This is a genomic window from Pleomorphomonas oryzae DSM 16300 (assembly GCF_000422965.1).
Lineage (GTDB): Bacteria > Pseudomonadota > Alphaproteobacteria > Rhizobiales > Pleomorphomonadaceae > Pleomorphomonas > Pleomorphomonas oryzae.
Genome location: NZ_AUHB01000002.1, coordinates 376,053 through 395,772 on the forward strand (window position 1 = coordinate 376,053; position 19,720 = coordinate 395,772).

Below are 19,720 nucleotides of genomic sequence, written 5' to 3' on the forward strand. Positions count from 1 at the left end.
GTCGGATCGGCCCTTTCGCGGCGAAAGCCGTCGGTTCTCCCGTGGTGGCGGCGATAAGGCTTTGAAGCGGAGAAACTTTTCCTGACCTGAGTTGTCTAGCGTCGCGCGTGCCGCCTTTCGAGGAGCCGGTTCGGCAGCGTGCAGTGTCTTGGTCCGTCAGCCGCCGCTTTTGTTGCGCGCGCCGCGCAAAACCCCTAAAGCACGAACCCGATGCCAATCCTGCATGGCCCATTCGGAGACCATCATGACCGAGACTGCCGCCACGGCTGCCTACGCCGACCTCGCCGCCACCCTTGACGCTGCTTGGGAGGATCGCGCCTCCGTCACGCAGGAGACCAAAGGCAAGGTGCGCGATGCCGTTGAGGCCGCTCTCGATCTGCTTGACGGCGGCAAGGCACGCGTTGCCGAAAAGATCGACGGCGAGTGGGTCGTCAACCAGTGGCTCAAGAAGGCCGTGTTGCTCTCCTTCCGCCTGACGCCGACGGCGCTGATATCAGGTGCCCCCGGTGGTGCCGCCTGGTGGGACAAGGTGCCCTCAAAGTTTGAAGGCATGGACGCCGCCGCCTATGAGGCCGCCGGCTTCCGCGCCGTGCCTGGTGCCATCGTCCGTCGCTCGGCTTATATCGCCCCTGGCGCCGTGCTGATGCCGTCCTTCGTCAACCTCGGCGCCTATGTCGATACCGCCACCATGGTCGACACCTGGGTCACCGTCGGCTCCTGCGCCCAGATCGGCAAGAACGTCCACCTGTCCGGCGGCGTCGGCATCGGCGGCGTGCTGGAGCCGATGCAGGCCGGCCCGACCATCATCGAGGACGACTGCTTCATCGGTGCTCGTTCCGAAGTGGTCGAGGGCGTCGTGGTCGGCCAGGGCTCGGTAATCTCCATGGGTGTCTTCATCGGCAAGTCGACAAAGGTCATCGATCGCGCCACCGGCGAGATTCATATGGGCAAGGTGCCGCCTTATTCGGTGGTGGTGTCCGGCTCGATCCCCGGCAAACCGCTGCCTGGCCAGAACTGGGGCCCGTCGACCTATTGCGCGGTCATCGTCAAGAAGGTCGATGCGCAGACACGCTCCAAGACTTCGATCAACGAGCTGCTCCGCGACTGACCCACAAGCGAATCCGTGCTATCCGAACGGCCGGCAGGAGACTGCCGGCCGTTTTCGTTTGAGGAGGGGACATGCCCCACGATCCCGTCGCTATCGCTCGCGACCTGTTGATGTGCCCGTCGGTGACACCCGCTGAGGGCGGGGCGCTCGCTTTCCTCGAAAGCCTGCTGGCGCCAGCAGGCTTCACGGTCGACCGCCCGGTGTTCAGCGACCAGGGTACGCCCGATATCGAGAATCTCTTCGCCGGCATTGGCGCCGGCAATCGCCACCTGACCTTCGCCGGCCATACGGACGTGGTGCCGCCCGGCAAGCCTGAGCTCTGGAGCCATGGCCCGTTTGCCGGAGATATCGAGGGTGACAGGCTCTACGGTCGCGGCGCCGTCGACATGAAGGGCGGTATCGCCGCCTTCGCCGCCGCCGTCCTGGACTTCATCGAGGAAAATGGTCGCGATTTCGGCGGCCGCATTTCGTTTCTCATCACCGGTGACGAAGAAGGGCCGTCGATCAACGGCACGGTGAAGCTTCTCGACTGGGCGGCCAAGCGCGGCGAGCGCTTCAGCCACGCCATCGTCGGCGAGCCGACCAATCCCGAAGCCCTCGGCGACATGGTCAAGGTCGGCCGCCGCGGTTCGCTGTCGGGTTATGTCAGGCTGAAGGGCGTTCAGGGCCACGTCGCCTATCCGCACCTCGCCGACAATCCGCTACGCGTCGCGCCCTCGGTCATTGCCGCGCTGATGGACCCAGCTTACGACGCCGGCAACGAGCGCTTCCAGCCGTCCAATCTGGAAGTCACTTCGGTGGAAACGGGCAATCGTGCCACCAACGTCGTGCCGGCCGAGGTGGAGATCGCCTTCAACATCCGCTTCAACGACATCTGGACGGTCGAGGCGTTGCACGAAGAGATTTCAGGGCGAGTGCGGCGTGCCGTTGAGACGGCGCCGCTTCGGACCGGCCGGCCGGCGCCGCTTGCCTATGAGCTGACGTTCGAGCCGACCAACGCCGTCTCCTTCCTGACCCACGACGCCACACTGATCGAAGGCCTGTCGGACGCGGTCGAGACGGTCACCGGCCGCCGGCCGGAACTCTCCACCACCGGCGGCACATCGGATGCACGCTTCATCAAGAACTACTGCCCGGTCGTCGAGTTCGGTCTCGTCGGTCAGACCATGCACAAGGTCGACGAGAACGTAGCGCTCGACGACCTTCGTCGCCTGAAGGCGATCTACAGATCATTCCTGGACAGGTATTTCGCTGAATAGGGAGGCCTCATCGGCCTCCCACCTCTAGAGATCTCAGCTCTGCACCTTGCTCTTCTTGGCCGCTTTCGGTTCCGCGGCTGGCGTTTCTCCATCCCAGCGTAGGATGACGACGGCGAGTGGCGGCAAGGTCAGGTCGAGCGAGAAGTTCATGCCGTGGCTGGGCGTGTTGTTGGCCGTGAGCCGCCCCTTGTTGCCCATGTTGGAGCCGCCGTAGATCTCGGCGTCGGAATTGAACACCTCGCGCCACTTCCCGGCGCGCGGCACGCCGACCCGATAGCCCGAACGTGGCACGGGGGTGAAGTTACCGACAACGAGGCAGGGTGCATCTTTCTCGAAGCCCCAGCGCATATAGGCGAGTGTCGACTGCTCGTTGTCATCCACCACAATCCACTGGAAGCCTTCCGGGTCGAAATCGCGGGCGTGCAGCGCCGGCTCGGCCCGGTAGAGGGTGTTGAGATCGCGCGTCAGCCGCTGAACGCCGAGATTGTTCGCCCGGCTCTCCAGCCAGAGGTCAATGGTGCCGTCGTTGTTCCATTCGCGCCCCTGGGCGATCTCGTTGCCCATGAACGTCAGCTTCTTGCCCGGATGCGTCCACATGAAAGCGTAGTAGGCGCGGATGTTGGCGAAGCGCTGCCACTCGTCACCGGGCATGCGGCCGAAGATCGAGCGCTTGCCATGCACCACCTCGTCGTGGCTGAGCGGCAGCACGAAGCGCTCGGAGTAGGCGTACATCAGCGCGAAGGTAAGCTGGTTGTGATGGTATTTGCGATGGACGGGCTCGAGCGCGAAATAGTCGAGCGAATCGTGCATCCACCCCATGTTCCATTTGTAGGCGAAGCCGAGGCCGCCATCGGCAAGCGGAGCGGTAACGCCCGGCCAGGCGGTGGATTCCTCGGCGATCATCAGCGCGTCCGGCACCTCATGGGCGATGACGCCGTTGAGATGCTTGATGAAGGACACCGCTTCCAGGTTTTCGCGGCCACCATATTTGTTGGGGATCCATTCGCCCGGCTTGCGCGAATAGTCGCGGTAGAGCATCGAGGCCACCGCATCGACCCGGAGACCGTCGATATGGAAGCGCTTCAGCCATTCCAGCGCCGACGCCACCAGGAAGCCGATCACTTCGGTGCGCCCGAAGTTGTAGATCAGCGTGTTCCAGTCCTGATGGAAACCCTCGCGCGGGTCCTGATGCTCGTAGAGTGGTGTGCCGTCGAAATGCGCCAGGCCGTGAGCATCGGTTGGGAAATGCGCCGGCACCCAATCGAGGATGACGCCGATGCCCGCCTCGTGGCAGGCGTCGACGAAACGGGCGAAGTCGGCCGGTGAGCCGTAGCGGGCCGTCGGCGCAAACAGACCGAGCGGCTGGTAGCCCCAGGAGCCGCCGAACGGGTGCTCCATGATCGGCAGCAGCTCGATATGGGTGAAGCCCATATGCTTCACGTAGGCGACAAGGTGCTCGGCCAGGAAGCGCCAGGTAACGGGCTTACCGTCCGGCCGCTGCCAGGAGCCGGCATGCACTTCATAGACGGAGAAGGGGGCCGTCTTCGACTGGAAGGCGGCGCGGTTGCGCATGAAGGTGGCGTCATGCCACTCGAATGGCTTGGGGTCGGTGACGATGGATGCGGTGGCCGGCGCCAACTCATACTGCCGGGCAACCGGGTCCGCCTTGTCCGGCAGGAGTTCGCCGCTGACCCCGATAATTTCGTATTTGTAGGCCTCGCCAGCGGGAAGGCGCGGAATGAACAGCTCCCAGACGCCACATTCGCGACGCAGCCGCATCGGATGGCGGCGGCCATCCCAGACGTTGAAGTTGCCGACGACCGACACGCGCCGGGCATTGGGCGCCCAGACGGCAAAACGCACGCCCGGCACGCCGCCCACCTCGGTGACCACCGCCCCCAGCGTGTCGGCGAGGTATCGGTGCTGCCCCTCGGCAAGCAGGTAGACGTCCATCTCGCCGAGCAACGGCCCGAAGGAATAGGGATCCTCCGCCTCATGACTGCCGTTCGGCCACTCGACGCGCAGACGATAGAGGCCTGGATCGCCCTGCGCGAACGCCACCCACAGACCACCCTCAACGTGCTGGAAGTCGGCAAGCTTGCGCCCATCGGCGGAAATCAGCGTGATGGCGCGGGCATTGGGTTTGAAAGTGCGTATCGCCGTGCGTGCGCCGGATACCCGGTGTGGCCCCAAAATGGCAAAGGGATCGCCGTGGGTTCCCTCGGTGATCGCCCGGACTGCACCGTCCGTCAGTCCCTCACGCACCCCGAGATCCACCATCGACCCGCCTCCCGAATTCGATCGCTGTTCCCAAGACGTTACGCGTAAGCACCAGCGAGGGCAAATGGCTTTCTGACCAACCAAAGTGGTGGTCCGGAGCCGCCATCGATGGCTTCCGATCCCCGCCTGAGGAGCACAAGCTGCAAAACACACCGACCAACCAGCCATCTGCCCCAAAGCCGATCGCGGAAGGTCAACCTTTTACGAGGCCGATGGTTCACTCCCGTGTCGAACTTGCCGGCGGAGATCGAGCGACAACGGGCGTGAAGCGAAGCGACCTCCAGAGGTCAGCCGGACAGCATCGATTTGAGACGGGTGAAGCGGCGCCGAGTTCGATCGCCGGAGAGCGCCATTTCGAGCGCTCTTGGCTCGGCCACCAACACGACGAGCTGACGACCGCGCGTCGCCGCCGTGTAGAGGAGATTGCGGGCCAGCATGATGGTATGATCGCGCAATAGCGGGATCACCACTGCCGGATATTCCGACCCCTGGCTCTTGTGGATGGTGATGGCATAGGCGCGCGTCAGCGCCTCAAGGTCCTCGAGCCCGTATTTGACATCGCGACCATCGAAGGACACGACGATCTCGTCTTCCTTCTGACGGATGCTTTTCAGAATGCCGAGGTCGCCGTTGAACACGTCGCGATCATAGTCGTTCTCGATCTGCATCACCTTGTCGCCGGTGGCGTAGGTCTGGCCGAATCGTTCGATGCGGTCGAGCGGCGCGCCGTTTAAGAGTTCGGCGAGGCGATCATTGAGATTGCGGGCGCCGCAGATGCCCTTCTGCATCGGCGTGATCACTTGCACGTCGCGCATGGCGTCGAGCCCGAAACGGCGTGGGATGCGGTTGCCGACGACTTCCAGGATCTTGGCCAATGCATCGTCGGCGCCGCGTGCTTCGATGACATAGAAATCGGCGAGCTCGCCGGAGGGCGGTGGCTCGGGCCATTCGCCATGATTGATGCGGTGAGCATTGACGATGATCCGGCTTTCCTCGGCCTGCCGGAAAATCTCCGTCAAGCGGGCGACCGGCACCAGACCCGAGGCGATGATATCGGCGAGCACTTGCCCCGGCCCAACCGACGGCAACTGATCGACGTCACCGATCAGGATCAGCGCGGCGTTGAGTGGGACAGCCTCGACCAGCGCCGCCATCAGCGGCACGTCGACCATCGACGCTTCGTCGATCACCACCACGTCGGCTTCCAGCGGCTCGGACGCGGAACGTTTGAAACCGCCAGTGGTCGGGTCGATTTCCAGAAGGCGATGGATGGTCTTCGCCTCGCGCCCCGCCTGGTCGGCCATGCGGCGGGCGGCGCGGCCGGTCGGCGCGGCGAGAGCCACCGTGAGTTTGGCGGCCGAGATCGTGGCCAGCAGCGCCTCTAGCAGCGTCGTTTTGCCGACGCCGGGACCGCCGGTGATCACCGACACCTTGGCGCCGGCCACCAGCGCCAGCGCCTCGCGCTGCGACGGGCTGAGATGCATGCCTTTCCGCGTTTCGAAGTGATCGACGGCGGCGTCGACGTCGATCTTGCCCCAGGGCGGGCGTCCCTCGACCAGGGCTTTCAGGCGGCTACCGACGGCGCGTTCGAAGCGAGCGAGGCGGCGGACCGCCAGAAAGGCCGTGCCGTCAATGTCAAAAGCCTCGACATCGCCCTGGGCAATCGCCCCCTCGACTTCGGTTGCAACAATGTCGGCGTCGACTCCCAGCAGCCGCTCAGCCCGCTCGATCACGTCGGCGCGCGGCACGGCAGTGTGGCCGTCGTCGGCGGCGCTCTCGATGGCGTGGGCAATACCTGCCCTGATCCGCTCCGGCGCGGATCGGTTGATACCGAACCGCTCGGCAATTTCGTCGGCGCCGGCAAAGCCGATACCACGCACCTCGCGGGCGAGACGGTAAGGATCTTCCTCGACCAGCTTCACCGCTTCCGGCCCCAGAACCTTCCAGATGGCGACGGCGCGCGCCGTGCCGATGCCCTTGTCCTGGAAGGCGATCATCACGTCCTTGACTGCCTTGCGCTCGCGGTAGCTCTCAGCAATGCGGGCGGCGGTCGGTTTGCCGAGACCGGGAACGGTGACGAGCCGCATCGGTTCGTTCTCGATGACGTCGAGCGCCTTGGCGCCGAACACCTGCACGATGCGCTCGGCCATGGCCGGCCCGACGCCGGAAATCAGGCCGGACCCAAGGAAGCGAATCACCGCGTCCTTGCCAGTCGGCTCGTTGGTTTCGATGCGGTCGGCGCGGAATTGCAGGCCGTGGACCTTGTCGGTCATCCACTGGCCCTCGGCGTCGATCTTCTCGCCGGCTGCGATCGTGGGAACATGGCCGACGACGGCGACCGGATCCTTGCGACCGCGCACGCGTACCTTCAGCACCGAGAAGCCGTTTTCCTCATTGTGGAAGGTCACGCGCTCCACTGTGCCCGCAAGGCGCTCGAACAGGCGTTCGGCCGAGGGGTCGGATGGTCGGGAATCATCAATCATCGCATCAGTTATGCAGTGTTCACCCACTGTTCGTCGAGCCTTGATCGGTCTATATACGCGCCCGTCGCGCCTCGATCCGGCAGCAGCCGGCAAAATAGGGGGCAATCTTCGTCGGAGTGAAAACCCTCTCATGTCGTCCGAGCTTACCCGCCGTGACCTCCTGGCCGTGTTGGCCGCCCTCGGGCTCGTCCCGAGTCTTTCCGTGACCGAGGCTCGCGCCGTTGAGGCGTCGACCAGGCTCGGCAAGTCCAAGCCCTTCTCGTTCAGCAAGTTGATGACTGCTGCCAAGGAGCGCGCCGCCGCCCCCTATGTGCCGGAAGTGCCGCGCGCCTTCGATGCGCTGGAGGCGATCGACTACGACAGGCATTGGCAGATCAAGTTCAAGGACGACCATACGGTGCAGGCCGCTGGCGGCAAGGCGCCGCTGCGCTTCTTCCATCTGGGCCGTTACTTCAAGCTGCCGGTCGGCATCTACCTGGTGGACGGTGACAAGGCGCAGGAAGTGCTCTACTCGCCCGACTATTTCACCATCCCCAAGGACAACCCGGCGGCCGACCTGCCTGGCGACATCGGCTTCGCCGGCTTCCGCGTCATGGACGAGACCGGCCAGCGCGACTGGCTGGCTTTCCTCGGCGCCGCCTATTTCCGCTCGTCGGGCGCGCTCGACCAGTATGGTCTGTCCGCCCGCGCGCTGGCCATTGACGTTGCCATGCCGACGCCGGAGGAATTCCCGCGCTTTACCAACTTCTATTTCGGCGCCTCCAAGGATGGCCAGTTCGCCATCTATGCCGACCTCGAGGGGCCGCGCGTTTCCGGCGCAGTGCGTTGGGACGTCAGCCGCGACGAGGACCGGACGGTGGTCATGGACATGGCCGTTCGATTCTACCCGCGCGAGGACATCGCCCGCTTCGGCATCGCGGCTCTGACCTCGATGTTCTGGTATGACGAGACCAACCGTCAGCGGGCGCCCGACTGGCGGCCTGAAATCCACGACTCGGATGGTCTGTCCATCTGGAATGGTGCCGGTGAACGTGTCTGGCGGCCGCTCAACAACCCGGTGAATGTCATGACGTCGACCTTCGTCGACAAGAACATCAAGGGTTTCGGCCTCTGCCAGCGCGACCGCAATTTCGAGGACTATCAGGACGACGGCGTGTTCTACGAGAAGCGGTCGACGGTGTGGGTCGAGCCGAAGGGCGAATGGGGCGATGGCGCCGTGCAGCTCGTCGAGATTTCCACGGACGACGAGATCCACGACAACATCGTCGCCTACTGGCTGCCGGCGGAACCAGCCAGCAAGGGTAGTGAAATCGCCTTCGATTATCGGCTGACCTGGGGCAAGGACGAACCGCGTCCCGCGTCGGTTGGCTACGTCTACTCGACGCGTCTCGGCTTTGGCGGCGTGCCCGGTCAGGTTCGCCCGGCCGGTGTCGTCAAATACGTGATCGATTTCGACGGTGGCGACCTCAAGAATTGCGATCAGTCGACGGGCGTCGAGGCGGTGGTCTCCGCGTCCTCCGGCTCCATCTCGGGCGTCTACACGCTGCCGGTGGTGGGCACCACCCGCTGGCGCGCCGTGTTCGACTTCAAGGGCGATGGTCCCAGCCCGGTCGACATGCGCCTCTACCTGCGTGCCGGCGACAAGACGCTGACCGAGACCTGGCTTTACCAGCACCTGCCGTCGACCTTCACATGGCCGAAGTGAGCTGAGCGAAAAAGCAATTTGAAGGGGCGGGAAGGAAACTTCCCGCCTTTTGTTTATCGGTAATCGACCTGCATCAGGCAGAGTCCTTCCGGAGGGGCCACCGGCGCACAGGCGCACCGATCGGCAGCATCCAGCGAGGCCTTGAGGTCGGCGGCCGTCCAGCGACCATCGCCCACCTTTCGCAAGCCTCCCACCATCGAGCGGACCTGATTGTGCAGGAACGAGCGGGCTGACACCAGGAAATGAATCTCGTCACCGGCCTCGACCACGTCGAGCTGATCGAGCGTCTTGATCGGGCTCTTCGCCTGGCAGTCCGATGAGCGGAAGGTGGTGAAGTCGTGCCGGCCGATCAGCACTTGGGCTGCCTCCGCCATACGTGCCACGTCGAGCGGGGCATGCACGTGCCAGACGAGATGACGTTCCAGCGTCGGCGGCGCCCGCCGTGCAAATACCCGATAGCGATAGTGCCGCTTAATGGCCGAGAAGCGGGAATCGAAGGTTTCCGGCACTTCCTCGGCCGAGACGATGGTGATGGCATGCGGGCGAAGGTGCACGTTGCCGGCGTCGCGAATGGTGTCGGTGCGCAAGGGTCTGCCGATATCGAAATGGCAGACCTGACCGAGCGCGTGCACGCCGGCGTCGGTACGGCCGGCGCCCTTGATAACCACCGGCTCGCCGGCAAACCTCAGGATCGCCTGCTGCAGATAATCCTGAATGCCGGTTCCCTCGGCCTGCGATTGCCAGCCGGAAAAGCCGGTGCCGTCATATTCGATGAGAAGCCGGTAGCGAGGCATTGCGGTCAGCCGAACCTGAAGCCGGGAGCGAGGCGGGCGCCGCGCATGAAATCGGCAAAGGCCATCGCCTTCGAGCCGGCGCGTTGCACCGTGACGAGGCGTACCGCCCCCTCGCGGCAGGCGACGATGCCATCGGCCGAAAGCAACGTGCCGGCCGCGCCCGAGCCCTCAGCCCGTTCGCTGCGGATGAGCTTCACCCGTTCCTCGCCTTTGCCGAGATCGGCGGCGAACCAGGCGCTGGGAAAGGGAGATAGGCCGCGAACGTGGTCATGCACAGCCGAGCCGGCCAGCCGCCAGTCGACGCGCGTCTCCTCGTTGGTGATCTTCGAGGCATAGATGACGCCGTCTTCACCCTGGGGGGAGAAGACAATGGAGCCATCCTCGATCTTGCCGAGCGCCTCAGCCATCAAAGCAGCCCCGATCGGCGAGAGCGCATCGTGGAGCTCGCCGGCCGTCATGTCCGGACTGATGGCAACACGGGCGGTCAGCGCTACCGGGCCGGTATCGAGCCCTTCCTCCATTTTCATCACCATGACGCCGGACTCCGGATCGCCGGCCATGACGGCACGGTTGATCGGTGCGGCGCCGCGCCAACGCGGCAGCAGCGAGGCGTGAAGATTGAGACAGTGGAAGCGGGGAGCGTCGAGCACGGGTTTCGGCAGGATCAGTCCATAGGCAACGACGACGGCAACGTCAGCCTTGTGAGCGGCGAAGGTGGCCTGTGCCTCCTCGTTCCTCAGCGTTTTGGGCGTCAGCACCGGAATGCCCAGCGCGTCGGCGCGCGCATGGACGGGCGAGCGCCTCAACTCCATACCCCGCCCGGCCGGCTTCGGTGCGCGCGTATAGGCGGCGACCACCTCGTGACCGGCACCGACAACGGCGTCGAGCACCGGCACCGAGAAGTCGGGCGTTCCCATGAAGACGACCCTGAGCGGCATTTCGACCCCGTGACATTGTTCTGCCCGCCTTTCATACCATGCGGGCAGCGCCGTCAAGCATTACGGGGGTATCGTCCCTTTGAAGCCGCGAAAGCGGCTTCCGGCGCCAAGCGGCGCCCGCGCGGAGCGCGAAAGCCAAGAGCCGGGGGCTCGCCGGCGATTGAGGCGAATGAAGCCGAAGCCGCGAAAGTGGCTTCCGGCGCCAAGCGGCGCGCGAAAGCCAAGAGCCGGAGGCTCGCCGGCGATTGAGGCGAATAAAGCTAAAGCCACGAAAGCGGCTTCCAGCGCTTAAATTCGCATCTTTTCCTTGGCCGCCTTGGCAAATTTCTTGGTGACGCGGTCGCGCTTCAGCTTGGAGATGTGGTCGATGAAAAGAACCCCATCGAGGTGGTCGATCTCGTGCTGAAGACAGGTGGCGAGCAGACCATCGGCCTCCAACTCCTCCGGCTCGCCGGCGAGATTGGTATAGCGGACGCGAACGCGGGCCGGCCGCTCGACTTCCTCGTAATACTCGGGGATGGAGAGGCAGCCTTCCTCATAAACCGACAATTCCTCTGACTTCCAAAGGATTTCCGGGTTGATGAAGACACGCGGCTCCTTGGCATCATCGTCATGCGAGACGTCGATGGTGATCAGGCGGTTCATCTCGCCCACCTGTACGGCGGCGAGTCCGATGCCTGGCGCCGCGTACATGGTCTCTAGCATGTCCTGGGCGAGCTTGCGCACACCGTCGTCGACGCGGGCGATCGGCGCCGAGGTCAGGCGAAGCTGCGGGGCGGGAAGGATAACGAGCGGGCGTGTTGACATGAAAAGTCAGATACGCACGGCAGCTATTTCCGTCAATAGCGACTATCCGGGCAATCCCTGAAAGCCGTGAAAGGGACGCTTTGCATTGTGAGATGGCCGTGATCGAAGCGGAACCCGAGGCAGCAAGGCTTGCCTTCTCTCTGCCCCGCCGGGCAATGTGGCGCCATCTCTGATTTGGGAAGTGCCATGACCATTCTCGTTGCCGTCCGCGGCTGGAAGCCCGACCATTGGATCCGCGCCTTGCGGGAGGCCGCTCCAGACCGGAGGGTCGTCCTTCCCGGTGACGAGTTCGACCCCGCCACCATCCGCTATGCGCTCGTCTGGAAGCCGGAGCCGGGCTATCTCAAGACCTTTCCCAATCTCGAGGCGATCTTCTCGCTCGGAGCGGGCGTCGATCACCTGACCACCGATCCCGATCTCCCCGATCTGCCCGTCGTGCGTATCGTCGATCCCGACCTCACCGGCCGGATGACCGAATGGGTGGTGCTCAACGTACTCCTGCATCACCGCCGTCATGCCCATTACGCGGCGGCTCAGGCGGCAGCCAGCTGGAAGCCTCTCCGTCAATGGGCCGCAGGTGCTGTCCGTGTCGGTATCATGGGTCTGGGTGAATTGGGGCGCGATGCGGCGCGGGCACTTTTGGCGCTGGGGTTCAAGGTGAACGGCTGGAGCCGTACCGAGCGGCGGATGGACGGCGTCGAGTGCTTCCGCGGCGCACAAGGTCTCGCTCCCTTCCTGGTCCGCACCGATATTCTCGTGTCGCTGTTGCCGCTGACGGCGGAGACCGAAAACCTGATCGATCGAGCCGTCATCGACGCCCTTGCCAAGGACGGACCGCTCGGCGGACCGGTGATCCTCAATGCCGGCCGCGGTCGATCGCTGGTGGAACGGGACCTGCTCGACGCGTTGAAGGACGGGCGGCTGAAGGGAGCGAGCCTCGATGTGTTCGCCACCGAACCATTGCCGCCGGAGAGTCTCCTCTGGAACGCACCCAACCTCTTCATGACGCCGCATGTGGCTGCCGAAAGCGATCCGGTGGCACTCAGCCGCTATGTCATAGGAGAGATCGTCGCCTACGAGGCCGGCCAGCCGCTTCGCCATCTCGTGGATCGCGGCAAGGGTTACTGAGGCAACGCCGAAAGCGGTTAGGCGGCGAAAAGGCAGCGTGGCTAGAGGGCTGTCAGAATTGACGGCACTCACAACAAACTGTCATATAAGTAAGGTAACTAAGAACGCGGAGACGGCGAACCTTTCCCTGACCGCTCGCGGCATCCTGGATTGGTGCGCCTTCTGAATCGCGCGAGGCTTGCTTCCCTTTCTTGTAGTCGGGAGGCGGCCGTTGCCGAAGAGTGGGAAATTCGGGTGCCGGGGCGCCCGGCCAACAGGGGAATCGTCATGTCGTTCAAGTTGTTTCTCGCGTCGACCATCGCCGCGCAGGCTGTTCTGTGCGCTGCGCCGACGTTTGCCGCCTCGCTCGATGACCTCGTCGCTGCCGCCAAGAAGGAAGGCAAGCTGACCACCATCGCTCTGCCGCATGACTGGTGCGGTTATGGCGCGGTTATCGACGGCTTCAAGGCCAAGTACGGCCTCGAGGTCAACGAACTCAATCCCGATGCCGGCTCGGGCGACGAGATCGAGGCGATCAAGGCCAACAAGGGCAACACCGGCGATCAGGCCCCCGACGTCGTCGACGTCGGCCTCAGCTTCGGCCCGTCGGCCAAGAAAGACGGCCTGCTGCAGCCCTACAAGGTATCGACCTGGGATAGCATCCCCGATACGGCCAAGGATGCCGAAGGCTACTGGTACGGTGACTATTACGGTGTGATGTCGCTCGGCATCAACAAGGATCTCGTCAAGAACAGCCCGGCCGATTGGGCCGATCTTCTGAAGCCGGAATATGCCAATGCCGTGGCGTTGGCCGGCGATCCGCGCGCCTCGTCCCAGGCCATTTCGGCTGTCTTCGCCTCGGGTCTCTCTGCCGCCGGCGGCGATGTCGCCAAGGCTGGCGAGGCTGGCCTCGGCTTCTTCAAGGACGTGGTGGCCAAGGGCAACTTCGTTCCGGTGATCGGCAAGTCGGCCTCGCTCGCTCAGGGTACGACCCCGATTATCGCTGCCTGGGACTACAATCTCCTGTCCTGGCGCGACACGCTGGCCGGCAACCCGCCCATGGACGTCGTCGTGCCGAAGACCGGTGTGCTGGCTGGCGTCTACATTCAGGCGATCTCGGCCTACGCGCCGCATCCCAACGCTGCCAAGCTGTGGATGGAATACCTCTATTCGGACGAAGGTCAGCTCGGCTGGCTGAAGGGCTACTGCCATCCGATCCGCTTCAACGATCTTTCCAAGAACGGCAAGATTCCGAAGGAGCTGCTCGACAAGCTGCCGCCGGCCGAGGCTTATGCCAACGCCATCTTCCCGACGCTCGACGAGCAGGCGGCCTACAAGGAAACCATCACCAAGAATTGGGACAGCGTCGTCGGCGCCGACGTCAAGTAAGGCCCGGCGCGGCCTGAGAGCCGCCTGCCCTGATTATCGATCCCGCCCTCCAGTCTTGCACTGGAGGGCGGTTTTCCGCGATCGCCGGTCCGGATAGCCAACAGCATGGTTTCCAACGCTTCGCCTGCCAGTCTTCCTCGCCCGCGCGTGCCCTGGGCCGTCGTCGGCGTCACGCCCTTCATGATCTTTGCCGTGCTGTTCCTGATTTTGCCGACCCTTTTTCTGGTGGTCGGCGCGTTTCAGGATGTGAGCGGCAGCTTCACGCTGGCCAATCTCGGCAAGCTGTGGACCCCGACCATTCTGTCTTCCTACTGGATCTCCATCAAGGTGTCGGTCGCCTCGGCGGTGATGGGTGCAGTGATCGGTGCATTCATCGCTTACGCGGCAGTGTCCGGCGGCCTGCCACGCTGGATCCGGCCGACCGTCATGACATTCTCCGGCGTTGCGTCGCAGTTCGCCGGCGTACCACTTGCCTTCGCCTTCCTGGCAACGCTGGGTCGGCAGGGACTGGTTACGATCTTCCTGTCGTTCCTGGGGCTCAATATCTACGCCCAGGGGTTCAACCTGCTGTCCTTCTGGGGGCTGACGCTCACCTACCTCTATTTCCAGATCCCGTTGATGGTGCTGATCGTCTCGCCAGCCATCGAAGGCATCAAAAAGGAATGGCGCGAAGCGGCCACCATCCTGGGCGCCTCCAACTGGCAATACTGGCGGCATATCGCCGGTCCGGTGCTGCTGCCGAGCTTTCTCGGCGCGACGCTGCTGCTGTTCGCCAATGCCTTCGGTGCCATTGCCACGGCCTATGCGTTGACTGGTTCGTCGCTGAACATCGTCACCATTCTGCTCTATGCGCAGATTCGGGGCGACGTGCTGCATGATCAGAACCTGGGCTATGCCATCGCCTTCGGCATGATCGTCATCACCGGTCTTTCCAATCTTTGCTACATTCTGCTCCGCGTGCGCAGCGAAAGGTGGCTCAAATGAAGAGCAACCGTCTGGGCCACTGGCTCGCCATTCTGATCGGCACGCTGTATTTCCTGGTGCCGCTGGCCGCCACCTTCGAATTCTCGCTCAGGAAAGTCCGGGGCATCTATAGCTTTGAGGCCTATCGGGTGGTGCTGGCCGATCCGCAGTTCCAGGCATCGTTCAGTTTCTCGGTGGCGCTTGCCGTCGTGACGATCGTTTTCGGCATGGCGATCATCGTGCCGATGGCCTACTTCGTCGAACTGCGGCTCAGGAAGCTCAGGCCCTTCATCGAGTTCGTGACGCTTCTGCCGCTGGTGGTGCCGGCCATCGTCATCGTCTTCGGCTATCTGCGCCTTTACAACTCGTCGAGCCTCTTGCCTCTGACCAACTCGTCGCTCGGCACCAACTTCCTGCTGATCTGCGGCTATGTGACGCTGGCTCTGCCCTACATGTACCGCTCGATCGAGACCGGCCTTCGCTCGATCGACGTTCGGACGCTGACCGAGGCCGCCGAAAGCCTCGGCGCCTCCTCAGGCACCATCATCTGGCGCATCATCCTGCCCAACATCCGTTCGGCCATGCTCTCGGGTGCCTTCCTGACCTTTGCCATCGTCATTGGCGAATTCACCTTCGCCAGCCTGCTCAACCGGCCGGCTTTCGGTCCTTACCTCCAGCTCATCGGCGCCAACCGCGCCTACGAGCCGGCAGCGCTGGCCGTCATGGCCTTCATGATCACCTGGGCCTGCATGGGCATCATTCAAGTGGTCTCCCGCAACACCGCAGCCGCCCGCCACTGACCGGCCCCATCCCACGGAACCGCCCGATGTCCTTCATCGAAATCAGTCATCTTAAGAAGTCCTTCGGTCCGAACACCGTGGTCCATGACTTCAATCTTTCCATCGAGAAGGGTGAGTTCATTTCCTTCCTCGGCCCCTCGGGCTGCGGCAAGACCACCATCCTCAGAATGATTGCCGGCTTCGAGACCGCTTCATCGGGCTCGATCCGTGTCGGTGGTGCTGAGATGACCAACCTGCCGCCGGCAAAGCGCAATGTCGGCATGGTGTTCCAGGCCTACGCGCTCTTCCCCAACCTGACGGTGGCGGGCAACATCGGCTTCGGTCTGAAGATCGCCGGCAAGGATAAGGGTGAGATCGACGCGCGCGTTGCCGAGATGCTGGAACTGATCAAGCTGCCCGAGCTCGGCGATCGCTATCCCTACCAGCTCTCCGGCGGCCAGCAGCAGCGCGTGGCGCTCGCCCGCGCCCTGGCCATCAAGCCACAGGTTCTGTTACTGGACGAGCCGTTGTCGGCGCTCGATGCCAAGATCCGCGTCTCCCTGCGCGAGGAGATTCGCTCGCTGCAGCGTGAACTGGGCATCACCACCGTCTTCGTGACGCACGACCAGGAGGAGGCGCTGTCCATCTCCGATCGCATCGTGGTGATGAACCAGGGCCATGCCGACCAGATCGGCACGCCGTCGGAAATCTATAACAATCCGGCGACGCGCTTCGTCGCGAGCTTCGTCGGCACGCTCAATCTTCTGGAAGCCCGCGTCGTCGACCCGGCAACCGGCCGTGTATCGATCGACGGTCAGCCGGTGGTGACCAAGCGTGATATGTCCGCCTTCGGAATTGCCGACGAAGCAATCGTCGCGCTGAGGCCCGAAGCGCTCATTCTCGGCGCTGGGGATGACGACCGCAACACGCTGACGGGTACCGTCGAAGAGGTGGCTTTCCTCGGCGCCGTCATCCGCGTGCGGGTGCGGCTCAGGGAGGCGCGGGTGTCGCTCGACATTTTCAACGATCCGACGCTTGATCTGCCCAAGATCGGTATGGCGGCCAGTGTCTCCTTCAAGAAGGAAGACCTTCTGATTATCGCTTCCCATTGAGGGCTATCTGCCGGTGCCTCGTTCATGGACAAGGCCGCTCTCCGTGGAGAGCGGCCTTTCGTGCTTCCTGGGGTAGGAGCGATCAGGGTGCCGGGGTGGGGGCAGGCGCCTCATCTTGGCCCGGACCGGCGTCCTGATCCGTCCAGCGCTGCATCATGCCGGGATGATGGCGGCCATGCTTACCTTCGCGGCCCCAGCCATCGCGGTCGGGGCGGCTGGGAAGCGAGTACGTGCCGTCATCGTTGCGGTCGAGCCGGCTGAGCATGTGATCGCCTGCCGCCTCCATTTCGGCCTTGGTGATCTTTCCGTCGCCGTCGGCGTCGAGGCGCTGGAAGGAACGGACCATCATCTCCCGGTGCTGCTTCCAGAACCAGGGCTCGAAGTCCTGAATGGTGATCCCGTCTTTGCCGCTGGGATTGGCCTCGGTGAACATCTTGTCGCGGTAGGCCGCGATCTCAGCTTGGTCCAGCTTGCCGTCCTTGTTGGTATCGGCCTCGGCGAACAGCTTCATCGGGCCGCCCTCAGGGCCCATGCCCATCATGCCCATGGGACCCATACCCATCGGCCCCATGCCGGGACCGGCGGCGAAGGCAACAGTGCCGATAGCGACGACAGAGATGGCGGAAATCGTAGCGAGTGTGAGCGCTTTCACGGGAGCTTCTCCTTGTTGTCCGTTTCGCCGACGGCTCGATGGGGGTTCCCGTCGGCGGTGAGATCAACATAGGGAGCAATTGTCGCGCAAGTTCGCCGGGAAAGGCTGTGGTTGTATTGAGCCGTAACTGCACCGGCTGCTGATACAGCTTGATACCATTTCCTTTGGCATCGTTCCGGCGGATCGCTATTCTTGAGAAAGGGATCGCCCGAGTATCAGTCATGACCGAGCCACAGCCGCATATCCTCGTCGTCGACGACCATCGTGAAATCCGCGACCTCATCGGCCGCTATCTCATCAAGAACGGCTTCCGCGTCACCACGTCGGAAAGCGCGGCGGCGGCCCGCAAGGCGCTCAAGGCAGCTGCCGTCGATCTCGTGGTGCTCGACATCATGATGCCCGGCGAGGATGGGCTCAGCCTCTGCCGCTTCCTGCGTGAGAGCTCGGAGACACCGGTCATCCTGCTCACCGCCATGGCCGAAGATACCGACCGCGTGGTCGGCCTGGAGATCGGCGCCGACGATTACCTCACCAAGCCGTTCAACCCGCGCGAACTGCTCGCCCGCATCCGCGCTGTGCTGCGGCGGACCCAGGCGGTGCCCAAGCCTCGCGATCCGCTGGAAGCCCGGCAACTGAGGTTCGATCGCTTCATGCTCGATGCCCGCCGCCGCGAGCTGATCGGCGGCGACGGTGTGGCATTGCCGTTGTCGACCGCCGAGTTTCAGTTGCTGACCGCCTTCTTGAAGCGCCCCAACATGGTGCTGAACCGCGATCAGCTGATGGATCTCACATCTGGGCGCACGCCTCAGATTTTCGACCGTTCCATTGACAATCAAGTCAGCCGGCTTCGCAAGAAGATCGAGGTCGACCCCAAGAATCCCGAATTGATCAAGACCGTCTGGGGTGGCGGCTACATCTTCGCGGCCGACGTGGAGGAAGTTTCCGAGTGAGGCTCCGCTTCTTTCCCCGCAGCCTTGCCGGTCAGCTGTCGGTCCTGCTGATCGCCGCCGTGCTGATCGCCCAGATGGTAACGCTGGCCTTCTTTGCCGAAAGCCGGCGCACGGCGATCGATGCGGCGGCGCGTGAACAGGTACTTGGCCGCATTGCCACGCTCGCCAACCTGATCGAGGAGACGCCGGCCGGCCAGCGCGACCGCATCCTCGCCGCGCTCAGCACCAGTCGTATCAGCTATTCGGTCGCGCCCGAGTCCTTGGTGAAGGGAACAGGCGTGGTTTGGCCCGATGCGGAGACACGCGACAAGCTCACCGAAATATTCGGGGCCAATCGGGAGGTGCGAGCCCAATTTGCCGAGAATGATCGAGATGAGGGCGATCCTCATCCGATGATGCATGGCAACGGGTTCGGGCCGAGAGGGCGGCCGCTGATGAAGCCTTGGCCGCCGACACTGGCGCTATCGGTGCGCCTGTCCGATGGTGCCTGGCTCAACTCCGAAACCCTGTTGCCACGACCCCAACTCTGGGCATGGCCGGTGGTGGTGTCGACCTTACTGACGGTGATTGCCATATCGCTGGTCATGGCGCTGTCGGTGCGCCGCATCACCAAGCCGCTTAGGGAGCTGGCGCAAGCCTCCGACAAGCTCGGGCGTGGAGAGGGCGTCCCCGACCTGCCCGAACGCGGCCCGGAGGAAATTCTCCGCGCCAACCGTGCCTTCAATGCCATGCAAGCACGCGTCAGCCGCTTCGTCAGCGACCGCACGCGTATGGTCGCGGCGATCAGTCACGATCTCCGCACACCGCTGACATCCCTGCGTCTCAGGGCGGAGTTTATCGACGACGACGAGACGCGCGAGCGAATGGTCGATACCATCGATGAGATGACCCGCATGGCCGAGGCGACGCTGGCTTTTGCCCGTGATGATGCGACCGCCGAGGACTCGCGCAACACCGACCTCGTGGCGCTGGTCGAGGCGGTCTCCGCCGACTTTTCCGACCTTGGCCACGACGTCACCGTGGAAGGCCCCGAGCATCTCTATCTCTCCGTACGGCAGGTATCCCTCCGCCGTGCCTTGCGCAATCTGGTCGAGAACGCCGTCCGTTACGGTCTCCGTGCCCGCGTTCGGCTGGAGCGCCTGCCGCATGCCGTCGTCATCGCCGTCGACGACGATGGTCCCGGCATCCCCGAGGACAAGATGGAGGAGGTGTTCGCGCCCTTCACGCGGCTGGAAACCTCGCGCAACCTGGAAACTGGTGGCGTCGGCCTCGGCCTCGCCACGGCGCGTTCGATCGTCCGCGCCCACGGTGGCGAATTGACGCTTGCCAATCGGCCCGGCGGCGGTTTGACTGCGGCGATTCACCTGCCGGTCGCCGCCGAGACTTGAGCGGCG

At 63.8% G+C, this 19,720-nt stretch carries 16 protein-coding genes; 10 read left to right on the forward strand and 6 right to left on the reverse strand.

Going from position 1 to position 19,720, the window contains the following annotated elements; genetic code table 11:
- The first annotated feature begins 244 nt into the window (after positions 1–244).
- Both dapD and dapE read left to right on the forward strand, forming a co-directional pair.
- Positions 245–1,108 carry a 2,3,4,5-tetrahydropyridine-2,6-dicarboxylate N-succinyltransferase gene (gene dapD / locus G522_RS0104610; protein WP_026790022.1) on the forward strand — a complete coding sequence of 288 codons (864 nt, stop codon included), beginning with the start codon at positions 245–247 and terminating at the stop codon, positions 1,106–1,108.
- A gap of 71 nt (positions 1,109–1,179) precedes the next feature.
- Positions 1,180–2,367 (forward strand): succinyl-diaminopimelate desuccinylase, encoded by a 1,188-nt coding sequence (dapE, locus tag G522_RS0104615; protein WP_026790023.1) that lies wholly within the window; start codon positions 1,180–1,182, stop codon positions 2,365–2,367.
- A gap of 33 nt (positions 2,368–2,400) precedes the next feature.
- Here dapE and glgB read toward each other — a convergent pair whose 3' ends face one another.
- Positions 2,401–4,647, reverse strand: coding sequence for a 1,4-alpha-glucan branching protein GlgB (glgB, locus tag G522_RS25635; protein WP_084632761.1), 2,247 nt, complete (start codon positions 4,645–4,647; stop codon positions 2,401–2,403).
- A 287-nt stretch (positions 4,648–4,934) separates the two neighbouring features.
- Positions 4,935–7,130 carry an SF1B family DNA helicase RecD2 gene (recD2, locus tag G522_RS0104625; protein ID WP_026790024.1) on the reverse strand — a complete coding sequence of 732 codons (2,196 nt, stop codon included), beginning with the start codon at positions 7,128–7,130 and terminating at the stop codon, positions 4,935–4,937.
- 130 nt (positions 7,131–7,260) lie between these two features.
- On the opposite strand from recD2, the gene G522_RS0104630 reads away from it, so the two are divergent.
- The gene (locus tag G522_RS0104630) at positions 7,261–8,835 is read left to right on the forward strand and encodes an OpgD/OpgG family glucan biosynthesis protein (protein WP_026790025.1); all 1,575 of its coding nucleotides are present in this window, start codon (positions 7,261–7,263) and stop codon (positions 8,833–8,835) included.
- Between the two features lie 53 nt (positions 8,836–8,888).
- On the opposite strand, the gene truA is transcribed toward G522_RS0104630, so the two are convergent.
- From truA to def, 3 genes are all read right to left on the reverse strand, one after another.
- Complete coding sequence (truA, locus tag G522_RS0104635) at positions 8,889–9,629, reverse strand: tRNA pseudouridine(38-40) synthase TruA (RefSeq protein ID WP_026790026.1); 741 nt, start codon at positions 9,627–9,629, stop codon at positions 8,889–8,891.
- A 5-nt stretch (positions 9,630–9,634) separates the two neighbouring features.
- Entirely contained in the window at positions 9,635–10,567 is a 933-nt protein-coding gene (gene fmt, locus G522_RS0104640) for a methionyl-tRNA formyltransferase (protein ID WP_026790027.1), read from the reverse strand.
- A gap of 288 nt (positions 10,568–10,855) precedes the next feature.
- Complete coding sequence (def, locus tag G522_RS0104645; protein WP_026790028.1) at positions 10,856–11,374, reverse strand: peptide deformylase; 519 nt, start codon at positions 11,372–11,374, stop codon at positions 10,856–10,858.
- Between the two features lie 186 nt (positions 11,375–11,560).
- On the opposite strand from def, the gene G522_RS0104650 reads away from it, so the two are divergent.
- The 5 genes from G522_RS0104650 to G522_RS0104670 all read left to right on the forward strand — a co-directional run bounded on the left by G522_RS0104650 (position 11,561) and on the right by G522_RS0104670 (position 16,724).
- A complete protein-coding gene (locus G522_RS0104650) occupies positions 11,561–12,502 on the forward strand; it encodes a 2-hydroxyacid dehydrogenase (protein WP_026790029.1) in 942 nt (313 codons plus the stop codon).
- Between the two features lie 267 nt (positions 12,503–12,769).
- Positions 12,770–13,870, forward strand: a complete 1,101-nt coding sequence (locus G522_RS0104655) for an extracellular solute-binding protein (RefSeq protein ID WP_026790030.1) — start codon at positions 12,770–12,772, stop codon at positions 13,868–13,870.
- A 105-nt stretch (positions 13,871–13,975) separates the two neighbouring features.
- Positions 13,976–14,854, forward strand: a complete 879-nt coding sequence (locus tag G522_RS0104660; RefSeq protein WP_026790031.1) for an ABC transporter permease — start codon at positions 13,976–13,978, stop codon at positions 14,852–14,854.
- Positions 14,851–15,633, forward strand: a complete 783-nt coding sequence (locus G522_RS0104665) for an ABC transporter permease (RefSeq protein ID WP_026790032.1) — start codon at positions 14,851–14,853, stop codon at positions 15,631–15,633. The genes G522_RS0104660 and G522_RS0104665 overlap by 4 nt, the downstream gene beginning before the upstream one ends.
- Before the next feature lie 26 nt (positions 15,634–15,659).
- Complete coding sequence (locus G522_RS0104670) at positions 15,660–16,724, forward strand: ABC transporter ATP-binding protein (RefSeq protein WP_026790033.1); 1,065 nt, start codon at positions 15,660–15,662, stop codon at positions 16,722–16,724.
- Positions 16,725–16,806: 82 nt separating this feature from the next.
- Here the strand turns inward: G522_RS0104670 and G522_RS28830 are convergent, their stop codons facing one another.
- Positions 16,807–17,376: an EF-hand domain-containing protein gene (locus tag G522_RS28830; RefSeq protein WP_051228318.1), complete on the reverse strand. Its 570-nt coding sequence runs from the start codon at positions 17,374–17,376 to the stop codon at positions 16,807–16,809.
- A 221-nt stretch (positions 17,377–17,597) separates the two neighbouring features.
- On the opposite strand from G522_RS28830, the gene G522_RS0104680 reads away from it, so the two are divergent.
- The gene (locus G522_RS0104680; RefSeq protein ID WP_026790034.1) at positions 17,598–18,326 is read left to right on the forward strand and encodes a response regulator; all 729 of its coding nucleotides are present in this window, start codon (positions 17,598–17,600) and stop codon (positions 18,324–18,326) included.
- The gene (locus G522_RS0104685; protein WP_036838051.1) at positions 18,323–19,714 is read left to right on the forward strand and encodes an ATP-binding protein; all 1,392 of its coding nucleotides are present in this window, start codon (positions 18,323–18,325) and stop codon (positions 19,712–19,714) included. The genes G522_RS0104680 and G522_RS0104685 overlap by 4 nt, the downstream gene beginning before the upstream one ends.
- Positions 19,715–19,720 lie beyond the last annotated feature (6 nt).

Bases quoted from the DNA above. Each gene is read 5' to 3' on its own strand.
- def (WP_026790028.1), bottom strand. From the start codon at position 11,374: ATGTCAACACGCCCGCTCGTTATCCTTCCCGCCCCGCAGCTTCGCCTG.
- glgB (WP_084632761.1), bottom strand. From the start codon at position 4,647: ATGGTGGATCTCGGGGTGCGTGAGGGACTGACGGACGGTGCAGTCCGG.
- G522_RS0104655 (WP_026790030.1), top strand. From the start codon at position 12,770: ATGTCGTTCAAGTTGTTTCTCGCGTCGACCATCGCCGCGCAGGCTGTT.
- truA (WP_026790026.1), bottom strand. From the start codon at position 9,629: ATGCCTCGCTACCGGCTTCTCATCGAATATGACGGCACCGGCTTTTCC.
- G522_RS0104650 (WP_026790029.1), top strand. From the start codon at position 11,561: ATGACCATTCTCGTTGCCGTCCGCGGCTGGAAGCCCGACCATTGGATC.
- fmt (WP_026790027.1), bottom strand. From the start codon at position 10,567: ATGCCGCTCAGGGTCGTCTTCATGGGAACGCCCGACTTCTCGGTGCCG.
- G522_RS0104665 (WP_026790032.1), top strand. From the start codon at position 14,851: ATGAAGAGCAACCGTCTGGGCCACTGGCTCGCCATTCTGATCGGCACG.
- dapD (WP_026790022.1), top strand. From the start codon at position 245: ATGACCGAGACTGCCGCCACGGCTGCCTACGCCGACCTCGCCGCCACC.
- G522_RS0104680 (WP_026790034.1), top strand. From the start codon at position 17,598: ATGACCGAGCCACAGCCGCATATCCTCGTCGTCGACGACCATCGTGAA.
- dapE (WP_026790023.1), top strand. From the start codon at position 1,180: ATGCCCCACGATCCCGTCGCTATCGCTCGCGACCTGTTGATGTGCCCG.
- G522_RS0104660 (WP_026790031.1), top strand. From the start codon at position 13,976: ATGGTTTCCAACGCTTCGCCTGCCAGTCTTCCTCGCCCGCGCGTGCCC.
- G522_RS0104670 (WP_026790033.1), top strand. From the start codon at position 15,660: ATGTCCTTCATCGAAATCAGTCATCTTAAGAAGTCCTTCGGTCCGAAC.
- G522_RS0104630 (WP_026790025.1), top strand. From the start codon at position 7,261: ATGTCGTCCGAGCTTACCCGCCGTGACCTCCTGGCCGTGTTGGCCGCC.
- recD2 (WP_026790024.1), bottom strand. From the start codon at position 7,130: ATGATTGATGATTCCCGACCATCCGACCCCTCGGCCGAACGCCTGTTC.